12 protein-coding genes are annotated in these 8,904 nt (G+C 68.1%); 7 read left to right on the forward strand and 5 right to left on the reverse strand.

Annotated elements, in window-relative coordinates:
- A partial coding sequence (locus tag ACXAID_RS25385) for an NTP transferase domain-containing protein (RefSeq protein WP_475024959.1) occupies nt 1-311 on the reverse strand: 311 nt, incomplete at its 3' end.
- 314 nt (nt 312-625) lie between these two features.
- Here ACXAID_RS25385 and ACXAID_RS25390 point away from each other — a divergent pair.
- A complete protein-coding gene (locus ACXAID_RS25390; RefSeq protein WP_475024948.1) occupies nt 626-1,069 on the forward strand; it encodes an STAS domain-containing protein in 444 nt (147 codons plus the stop codon).
- Here the strand turns inward: ACXAID_RS25390 and ACXAID_RS25395 are convergent.
- A complete protein-coding gene (locus ACXAID_RS25395; RefSeq protein ID WP_475024949.1) occupies nt 1,040-1,762 on the reverse strand; it encodes an RNA polymerase sigma factor SigF in 723 nt (240 codons plus the stop codon). The two genes, ACXAID_RS25390 and ACXAID_RS25395, sit on opposite strands and share 30 nt — an antisense overlap.
- 62 nt (nt 1,763-1,824) lie before the next feature.
- Nucleotides 1,825-2,256 carry an ATP-binding protein gene (locus tag ACXAID_RS25400; protein ID WP_475024950.1) on the reverse strand — a complete coding sequence of 144 codons (432 nt, stop codon included), beginning with the start codon at nt 2,254-2,256 and terminating at the stop codon, nt 1,825-1,827.
- Between the two features lie 119 nt (nt 2,257-2,375).
- Here ACXAID_RS25400 and ACXAID_RS25405 point away from each other — a divergent pair, with 119 nt between their 5' ends.
- On the forward strand, nt 2,376-2,528 hold the full coding sequence (locus ACXAID_RS25405; protein ID WP_475024951.1) for a hypothetical protein: 153 nt from the start codon (nt 2,376-2,378) through the stop codon (nt 2,526-2,528).
- 226 nt (nt 2,529-2,754) lie between these two features.
- Nucleotides 2,755-2,991: a microaggregate-binding protein 1 gene (gene mbp1 / locus ACXAID_RS25410; RefSeq protein WP_475024952.1), complete on the forward strand. Its 237-nt coding sequence runs from the start codon at nt 2,755-2,757 to the stop codon at nt 2,989-2,991.
- Between the two features lie 102 nt (nt 2,992-3,093).
- Here mbp1 and ACXAID_RS25415 read toward each other — a convergent pair whose 3' ends face one another.
- Entirely contained in the window at nt 3,094-3,954 is an 861-nt protein-coding gene (locus ACXAID_RS25415) for a hypothetical protein (protein WP_475024953.1), read from the reverse strand.
- A gap of 153 nt (nt 3,955-4,107) precedes the next feature.
- On the opposite strand from ACXAID_RS25415, the gene ACXAID_RS25420 reads away from it, so the two are divergent.
- Nucleotides 4,108-4,674, forward strand: a complete 567-nt coding sequence (locus tag ACXAID_RS25420; protein ID WP_475024954.1) for a restriction endonuclease — start codon at nt 4,108-4,110, stop codon at nt 4,672-4,674.
- Here ACXAID_RS25420 and lat read toward each other — a convergent pair.
- Entirely contained in the window at nt 4,643-6,025 is a 1,383-nt protein-coding gene (gene lat, locus ACXAID_RS25425) for an L-lysine 6-transaminase (RefSeq protein WP_475024955.1), read from the reverse strand. The genes ACXAID_RS25420 and lat overlap by 32 nt on opposite strands.
- Before the next feature lie 136 nt (nt 6,026-6,161).
- Here lat and ACXAID_RS25430 point away from each other — a divergent pair, with 136 nt between their 5' ends.
- The 3 genes from ACXAID_RS25430 to ACXAID_RS25440 are packed head-to-tail and all read left to right on the forward strand — an operon-like array spanning nt 6,162 to nt 8,817.
- Nucleotides 6,162-6,410: a FeoA family protein gene (locus tag ACXAID_RS25430; protein WP_475024956.1), complete on the forward strand. Its 249-nt coding sequence runs from the start codon at nt 6,162-6,164 to the stop codon at nt 6,408-6,410.
- Nucleotides 6,407-8,350, forward strand: a complete 1,944-nt coding sequence (gene feoB, locus ACXAID_RS25435; protein ID WP_475024957.1) for a ferrous iron transport protein B — start codon at nt 6,407-6,409, stop codon at nt 8,348-8,350. Before ACXAID_RS25430 ends, feoB begins: the two co-directional genes overlap by 4 nt.
- The gene (locus ACXAID_RS25440) at nt 8,347-8,817 is read left to right on the forward strand and encodes a NifU family protein (protein ID WP_475024958.1); all 471 of its coding nucleotides are present in this window, start codon (nt 8,347-8,349) and stop codon (nt 8,815-8,817) included. The genes feoB and ACXAID_RS25440 overlap by 4 nt, the downstream gene beginning before the upstream one ends.
- Nucleotides 8,818-8,904: the final 87 nt, after the last annotated feature.

The following is an 8,904-nucleotide window of genomic DNA, read 5'->3' on the forward strand; positions in this document are numbered from 1 at the left end:
GCCCGGGCCAGACCCGACTCACCGGCCCGCGCCGCCGCCAGCACCCGCCGCACCGCCGCCGCTCCGACGTCGGGCGTGTCCACCGTCGTCAGCACCGCGTACTCCACCTCATCCGACAACGTGCCCAGCCCCGCACGGACCGAAGCACTCAGCCCGCCAGCCCAATCCGCAGCCACCGCGGCACGCGCGGGCGCGGGAACGTCGACGACCGTCGCGCCGAGCACCACCACGACGTCAGCGCATCCACCGTCGTGCAGCGCCGCCACCCCGGCACGCAACCAGCTCCCACCCCCGGCGAGCACCTTCGGCATCCCGTAACGGGTGCCCGCGCCCGCCGCCAGCAGCACCCCGCCAGCCGAATCACTTTGCGCTGCAGTGGCGTTCGTCAGAAACTCCCGGCTCGGTAACAGGCCCGTGAAGAGTGGCCTGAACGTTTGTTAATAACCTCTCACATACATTGTCCAAGATCACCAGAGGGGCGTATCGTTCATGGCAGGTTGATTGCACAGCCTCCGAAAACGTCATCGTCACGCGGGGGCAGCAGATCCCCGTCACAGGCTTTTAGAACTAGGGCCAGCCTTGGCGTGAACACAGCAGGAACGACTTCCGACTGATGGAGTTCACCATGCCTAACTTGCCCACCACCGAAAACGGTCCCCTGGACCCCACACCCGACCTCCTGGTCAGCCACACCGCACAGTTCCAGACGAGCTGGCCCGCAGAGGCCACCGCGCTGGTGTCCGCAGCCGGCGAACTCGATGCGGCCAACGGGTCGGAGTTCGTCGACTACGCGCTGCGCCAGACCGACCGGGCCGAACGACTCGTCCTGGACCTGTCGGAGCTGACGTTCTTCGCCACCGCCGGCTTCACCGCGCTGCACAACCTCAACGTGCGGTGCGTCGCACAGGGAATCCGCTGGGCACTCGCGTCCGGCCCCGCCGTCGAGCGGGTGCTGCGCATCTGCGACCCCGACGCGACCCTGCCGGTCAGTGCGTGCGTCGACGAAGCGCTCGGCGCCGTCGAGGACGAACCCCCGCGGCTACTCCATCTGGTCCCGGAGTCGCGCTAGCGATTTGGCCAGCAGGCGGGACACGTGCATCTGCGAGATGCCGACCCGCTCGGCGATCTGAGTCTGGGTCATCGATTCGAAGAACCGCAGCACAAGCACGGTGCGTTCGCGCTCCGGCAACTGCTCCAGCAGCGGCCGCAGCGCCTCGCGGTTCTCGATCCGATCGAGGCTGTTGTCGACGTCGCCGAGCGTGTCGGCGATCGCGGGCGCGTCCTCGTTGCCACTGCCACCGCTGTCGATCGACAGCGTGTTGTAGGAGCTGCCCGCGACCAGGCCCTCGATCACCTCGTCGCGGTCCATCTCCAGTTCAGCGGCCAGTTCGGTGGCCGTCGGGGCACGGCCGAGCCGCTGCGACAGCTCCGCCGTCGCCGAACCCAGCCGTAGATGCAGCTCCTTGAGCCGCCGCGGCACCTTCACCGACCAGCTGTTGTCCCGGAAATGACGGCGAACCTCACCCATGATCGTGGGCACCGCGAAGGACACGAAATCCGATCCGGCGGTCACGTCGAACCGGATCACCGCGTTGACCAGGCCCACGCGCGCCACCTGCACCAGGTCGTCACGCGGTTCACCGCGTCCGTCGAACCGGCGGGCGATGTGATCGGCCAGCGGCAGACACCGCTCGACGATGCGGTCGCGCTGACGTTGGAACGCTGCCGAGCCCTCGTCGAGTTGCGCCAACTCGCGGAACATCTCGGCAACGTCCGCGTATTCAGAGCTCGATCGCGAGGACGAACCCTGGGAGGACGACCGGGTCACTGCAAGGAACTCGCTCGTCGCGTCGTCAGGGAAATCCCGAACACCTGGCCGTCGGGCGACGAACCGTTGGTGAACGTGGTCACCTCGTCGGTCAGCGAGGTCAGCACATGCCAACTGAAGCTGCCCGGCGCCAGGATGTCGGAACTCTCGCACGTCGTGGATGCCTGCACACACAACGCCTGAGGCTGGGGGTCCACCACGACCAACAGCGTGGAGTTCGGCACCGCCGACCGGATCAGCCGGGTGCAGGCTTCGTCGACGGCCAACCGCAGATCGGCCACCGCATCGAAGTCGAGATCCTCGAAAGTGCCGACCGCGGCGACCAGCGTGCGCAGCACCGCCAGATTCTCCAGCGACGCGGCGACCCGCAGCTCGACCGCCTGCGGGCTGTGCGAGTGCCCGTTGCTGCGGCTCACGACCTCGGCCATCTGACCTCCCGGAAACTTCCCAGCGAGACTACCCCAGGCTGACGGCTTGCCAGTCATGGGAGCTCCCGGGCACAACTGAACGACGTTAGGCACCCCGACACCTCGGGTAACCCCATGTCATGGACAAAAACGTCCCTCGCGGGACCGAACCGGACGACAGGCCGCTCCGCCGGATCCTGGTGGTGGCCGGAGCGGTACTGGTGAGCCTGGTGTTGATCGCCGTGGCGATCTACGCCGCGGCGTTCCTGATGCTGGCGCCCATGATGCAGTGACGACGCTGTGTGAATGCTGGACATGGTTAGAGATCAGTACCCCGTCGATCGCCAGCGCCAAACCAGTCTTGGCCACGCCGCAGAGCCGAAATCTGATGGCATTGGGACAGAAAGGCTTTGGCTGCGACGCAGATCACTCGTTTAGCTGGTTGCGGCACCGGGAAACCTCGCTTCGAGCTCAAGAAGCGGGCGTTGCATTATCTGTCCACCAGAGCGGAGAGTGATTATGGCTGACAACAACAGTGGTCCCGAAGAAGGCATCAAGGGCGTCGTCGAGGACGTCAAGGGCAAGGCGAAGGAAGCCGCCGGCACCGTCACCGGCCGCGACGACATGATCGAAGAGGGCAAGGCCCAGCAGGACAAGGCCGACGCCCAGCGCGAGGTGGCCGAGAAGGAAGCGGAGGCCGAAGCCGCCCGCTCCGGCGCCGACGCCGCGGAGAAGCGTCAGGAGACGCACCAGTAACAACCGTCTCCCCCGGGGGTCCAGCCGATCGGCTGGGCCCCCGGTTCGTTGCGTCGGGTGGCGGGCGACGACACTGCCCTCAGGGCTGTTGTAGCCCGAGAATCACGACCGTCGACGCAATCTCGGCCGGAAGCCTCGGCGTTCGAAGGCCTCCCGCACCCGGAACTTGATGAACCCCGCGCCGTGCTCACCGACCACACGAATGTCATCCCATCCACGTCGTGCGACGAACTCGGCCCGTCCGATGTCGTAGACGTACGTCGCCCGGTCCTCGCTGTGGTGACTGCCCTCATAGTCCAGTCCCACCATCGGCTCGTCGTAGCCCATGTCGATGTAGGCCACCTGCGAACCCTCGGCCACCTTGATCTGGGTACGAACCGGGGCGACCCACTCGTCGACCAGAATCAGTCGCAGCCACGTCTCGCGCGGTGACTGCGCGCCACCATCCATCAGACTCAGGGCCGTGACTGCACGTGAAACACCACGCGCACCCCGGTAGCGCTGCGCCAGGTTCAGCACATCGACCGCCCCGACGCCGGTCGCTTGCGCGAGAGCGTCCAGACAGGCCACCGCCCCGTCGCGCGGCAGGTGGCGGGCGAGATCGAGTGCGGTGCGCTGCGGGGTGGTGACCAGCAGGCCGGCGATCTCGGTGACCTCATCGCCGTCGATGCGCTCGTCACGGGCGACGATGCCCGGCGGTGGCCGCCCACACCGGTACAGCAGTTCGATCGGTACGGTGCTGTCGACCCAGCGCGCGCCGTGCAAGGCCGCAGCCGCACGCCCGGTGACGACGCCCCTGCGACGCGACCACAACCAGGCGCCGACGGTTCGCTCCCGCAAGCTCGGCGGAGCCGGCGCCGCGATGTACACGTCGGGGAAGATGCGCCGGTAGTTCCAGCGCAGGGCCGCTCGCGTCAGCCCGCCACGGGCCAGAATCTCACTGCCGATGAACACCCTTCGCATGCGCCGATGCTGGGCGTCGCCGCCGACAGAAACCCCGGTGACGGGCCGAGATTGCAGTCGAGGCTGTGGACAACCGGCGACCACGACCGCCTACGCAATCTCGACGCACGTCGGTGAGCCCCCACTGTCGGAGCAGAGGCTTACGATGCGGCGGTGCGGGGACTGCGATGGAAACTCCTGGCGGCGCTCGGCATCGCCGTCGGCGTCACCGCCTACCTCGGCGGCGCCCGACCGGTGTACTGCGCGCTGCTGGCGATCGCGGCCCCCGTGCTGGTCGCGCTCGCTCCCCGGTTCCTGGTGGCCACCGTGGTCGGGGCGACCACCCCGGGAGAACAACGACGCGAACACGCGATGTCGGGCACCGAGTTCGAGGATCACGTCGCACACCTCGCCCGCTCGTCCGGCCTCCCGGTGATCATGACGTCGGTCAGCGGCGACTGGGGTGTCGACCTGATCGTCGGCCACCGGCCCAATCGACTGGCCATCCAGTGCAAACGCCACTCACGCCCGGTCGGCGCCGGTGCGGTCCAGGAGGTCGTCGCCGGTGCGCCGATGCAGGACTGCACCCGAACCATGGTCGTCACCAACCACGAATTCACCCCGGCGGCACGCAAACTGGCCGAACTGCACGGGTGCGAACTGGTCAGCGGAGCCGACCTGCCACGGCTGCGGGCGACGATCCGCAAACTCACCCAGCCGAGCGAACCCACATCGTCGTGAGCACAGCATCGACCGCGTCGATCGCCGCGTCCAGCTCATCGCGGGACACCGTCAGCGCCGGGCGGAACCGGATGCTGTCGGGGCCGCATCCCAGCATGACGACACCGCGCTCCCACAGCTGGGCGATCAACGCGTCGCGCTGCCCGGCGCCGGGCAGGCTGAACGCGCACATCAGGCCTCGGCCCCGGACGTCGTGGACCAACCCGGGGTACCGGCCTGCCAGCTCGTGCAGCCGGTCCTGCAGGTAGCGGCCGAGTCCGGCGGCACGCCCAAACAGGTCATCAGCCTCGATGACCTCGAGGATCCGCCGCGAGCGCACCATGTCGACCAGGTTGCCGCCCCACGTCGAGTTGATCCGCGAGCTGACGGCGAAGACGTTGTCGGGCACCTCGTCCACGCGGGTGCGACTGTGCTCATCGCGTGCGCGGCCGCCGGCCATGACCCCGCACACCTGGGTCTTCTTGCCGAACGCCACGACGTCCGGCGGCACGCCCAGCTGCTGGTAGGCCCAGGGGGTTCCGGTGATCCCGCAGCCGGTCTGCACCTCGTCGAAGACCAGCAGTGCGTCGAACTCGTCGCACAGCCGGCGCATCGCGGCGAAGAACTGCGGACGGAAATGCCGGTCCCCGCCCTCGCCCTGGATGGGTTCGGCGATGAAGCAGGCGATATCGTGCGGGTGGGCTTCGAACGCGGCCCGGGCCTGGCGCAGCGATTCTGCTTCCAGCGCCTCGATGTCCGCACCCGGGCGCAGGTACGGCGCATCGATGCGCGGCCAGTCGAACTTCGGGAACCGCGCCACCTTGGCGGGGTCGGTGTTGGTCAGCGACATGGTGTAGCCACTGCGGCCGTGGAACGCGCCGCGCAGATGCAGCACCCGGGTGCCCAGCGCGGGGTCCATCCCGCGGCTCTCGTTGAACCGGCTCTTCCAGTCGAAGGCGACCTTCAACGCGTTCTCGACGGCCAGCGCACCCCCGTCGACGAAGAACAGGTGCGGCAGTGCCGGATCGCCGAGCACCCGGGCGAAGGTGTCGACGAACCGCGCCATCGGCACGCTGTACACATCGGAGTTGCTCGGCTTGTTGACCGCCGCCGCGGTCAGCTCCGCGCGGAACTGCGCGTCGTCGGCCAGGGCCGGGTGGTTCATCCCGAGTGCGCTGGAGGCGAAGAACGTGAACATGTCGAGATAGCCGCGGCCGGTGCGGGCGTCGACCAGGTAGGAGCCGCGCGAACGGTCGATGTCGAGGACCAGATCCAGGCCGTCGGCGAGGATGCTGCGGGACAGCACCGAACGCACCTCGCGTGGGGATACCTTTCGCGAATAGGCACCCAGGGCAGGAATAAGATCGGTCATAAACCGATCGTATCGTACTTTTTACTGTGAACACGGCTCTCTGTCGACCGCGCCACAAAGGACCAAAGACCATGGCGGAGTTTGCCCGGCGCACATAGCCTCACCTAAGTCACCGCCCACGGACACCGAGGTCAGCATGCAACTTCCCGTCACCACACTGACGAATCTGCCGGTCGGCGGGTTGGCCACCATCCTCGGCATCGCCGCCGACGCCCCCGCGCACGTCGCGCTGCGGCTGCGCCACCTCGGCTTCCGGTCCGGCAACGAAGTCCACGCCATACGCGTCGCCCCACTCGGCGACCCGACCGTGTACCGGGTCCTGGGCTACGACATGTGCCTGCGCCGGCACGAGGCCTGCCACATCGAGATCGAGGTGGCACCGTGACCGCACCCGCCTGCCACAACAGCGGACCCGTCGACGCCCCGTCCGGCCAGACCCGCATCGCGCTCGTCGGCAGCCCCAACGCCGGCAAGACCAGCGTGTTCAACCAGCTCACCGGCATGCGCGCACACACCGGCAACTACCCCGGCGTCACCGTGACGCGCAGCGTCGGCACCGGCCGGCACACCGGCGCGGACGGCAGCACCGTCAAATTCACCATCGAGGATCTGCCCGGCGCCTACAGCCTGCACCCGGCCAGCCCGGACGAACAGGTCGTCGCCGACCTGCTGGGCGGTCGGTTGCCCGGGATCACCCCACCGGACGCACTGGCGGTCGTCATCGACGTCACCGTGCTGGAACGGTCGCTGTCGCTGGTCGCCCAGGTGCTGGCACTGGGCCTGCCCACGATGGTGGTCCTCACCATGAACGACGAGTTGGCCAACCGCGGTGGACACCTGGACACCGACCGGCTGGCCGCCGCGCTGGGCGTGCCGGTGGTCGGGGTGGTCGCCAGCCGCGGAAAGGGTTTCGAGCCGCTGCGCACACTGTTCGCCGATCCCACCACCTGGTCGCGGGTACCGATCCCGCCACCGAGCGACGACGCCGAGTTCAACTCGTGGGTCGCCTCGATACTGGCTGCCGCCCAGTACCGCGCGCCCGAAGGCGACCGCCGCAGCGCCGCCATCGACCGGGTCCTGCTGCACCCCGTCTTCGGGACGCTCACCTTCATCGCGGTGATGTTCCTGTTCTTCCAGGTCATCTTCACCGTCGCGGCCCCACTCCAGGATCTGGTCGAGCAGCTGTTCAGTTGGCTGGCGACGCTGGTCGCCGACAACGTCACCAACACGACCCTGTCCGGGCTGCTCGGCTCCGGCATCATCGGCGGCGTCGGCTCGGTGCTGGTGTTCATCCCGCAGATCGTGCTGATGTTCCTGCTGATTTCGCTGCTCGAGGGCATCGGCTACATGGCCCGGGCGGCCTTCCTGGTCGACCGCATCATGGCCACCACCGGCCTGGAGGGCCGGGCGTTCGTCGCGATGCTGTCCTCGGTGGCCTGCGCCATCCCGGGCATCATGGCCACCCGGACATTGCCCTCGTCCCGGGATCGCCTGGCCACCACCATGGCCGCACCGCTCATGACGTGTTCGGCGCGGCTACCGGTCTACATCCTGCTCATCGGGCTGCTCGTCGACCCGGCGGCCCGGCTCGGACCGTTCTCGGTGCAGGGAATCGCGATGTTCGGGCTCTACCTGCTGGGTGGCATCGCGGCGATGACGACCGCGTGGATCTTCAAGCGCGGTGTCCTCAAAGGCGACATGCTGCCGTTCTACATGGAGTTGCCGCCCTACCGGTTCCCGTCGCCGAAGTCGGTGCTGCTGAGCATGTGGGACGCCGCCAAGGCGTTCCTACGCAAGGCAGGAACCATCATCCTGGCCACCTCGGTGATCCTGTGGTTCCTGCTCAACCTGCCTCCGCGGACCGCCGAGACCGCCGGGATGGACGACACCGCCGCCGCGGCCTACGTCCTGGACCATTCGTTCGCCGCCGCGATCGGCAAGTTCATCCAGCCGATCTTCGATCCGCTGGGTTTCGACTGGCGCATCGCCGTCGGCCTGATCGGCGCACTGGCCGCCCGTGAGGTATTCGTCGCAACGATGGGCCAGATCTTCGCGGCCACCGATCCCGAGAACCCCATCGATGCGATCCGCAACGCGGTGTACCTGTCCGGCCCCCATCAGGGCGAGATGTTGTTCACCGCGCCCACCGTGGTGTCGTTGCTGCTGTTCTTCGCCTTCGCGCTGATGTGCATGTCGACCATCGCGGTCATGCGCCGCGAGACCAACTCCTGGCGCTGGCCGGCGGTCGCGTTCACCTACATGTTCGCCCTCGCCTGGGGCGCGGCGCTCGCCGGGCGCTACATCACCCTGTGGGTGACCGGATGACCCCAAGGCTGCACGCCGAGGCGACCGAGGATCCGTCGACCCTGCGGTGGGTCACCGACACCACGGCGCTGCCCGACGGGCTGGCCGAGGACCTGCTGGCCGACGGCACGCTGGCCGCCGTGGACATCAGCGCCGGCGAGATCCGCACCAGGCTGGCCCCCGGGCAGAACTGGGCCACTGCCGGAGCCGGCGTCAGAACGACGTTGTTCCAGGCGCTTTGCGCGCCGGAGCGCAGTGACCTGCACCACGAGATCGCCCAGATTGTGAGGCGTGAAGTAGAGCCTTTGGCCTCCTCACACGGCGGCACCATCCGGGTAGTTTCGGTAACCGACGACATCGTCGAGGTCGCGCTCGACGGTGCGTGCGGACACTGCACCCTGCAGGACCGGACATTGAACAGGCTGGCCACAGACGCGATCCGGGCCCGGTTCCCGCAGATCCGGGCCGTGCGGGCGGTGCGAAGATAGAAGGGTTGGGCCATGTCGCTGTTGGGAGCCCCGTTCGCGGCGGCGCGCAGCATCGTCGCCGGCGTCCGGGCCGGGGCCGACCTGGCC

This window comes from Mycobacterium sp. ABE4_509, from assembly GCF_056160785.1.

Bases quoted from the DNA above. Each gene is read 5' to 3' on its own strand.
- ACXAID_RS25390 (WP_475024948.1), top strand. From the start codon at position 626: ATGCCTAACTTGCCCACCACCGAAAACGGTCCCCTGGACCCCACACCC.
- ACXAID_RS25395 (WP_475024949.1), bottom strand. From the start codon at position 1,762: ATGTTCCGCGAGTTGGCGCAACTCGACGAGGGCTCGGCAGCGTTCCAA.
- ACXAID_RS25400 (WP_475024950.1), bottom strand. From the start codon at position 2,256: ATGGCCGAGGTCGTGAGCCGCAGCAACGGGCACTCGCACAGCCCGCAG.
- ACXAID_RS25405 (WP_475024951.1), top strand. From the start codon at position 2,376: ATGGACAAAAACGTCCCTCGCGGGACCGAACCGGACGACAGGCCGCTC.
- mbp1 (WP_475024952.1), top strand. From the start codon at position 2,755: ATGGCTGACAACAACAGTGGTCCCGAAGAAGGCATCAAGGGCGTCGTC.
- ACXAID_RS25415 (WP_475024953.1), bottom strand. From the start codon at position 3,954: ATGCGAAGGGTGTTCATCGGCAGTGAGATTCTGGCCCGTGGCGGGCTG.
- lat (WP_475024955.1), bottom strand. From the start codon at position 6,025: ATGACCGATCTTATTCCTGCCCTGGGTGCCTATTCGCGAAAGGTATCC.
- ACXAID_RS25430 (WP_475024956.1), top strand. From the start codon at position 6,162: ATGCAACTTCCCGTCACCACACTGACGAATCTGCCGGTCGGCGGGTTG.
- ACXAID_RS25440 (WP_475024958.1), top strand. From the start codon at position 8,347: ATGACCCCAAGGCTGCACGCCGAGGCGACCGAGGATCCGTCGACCCTG.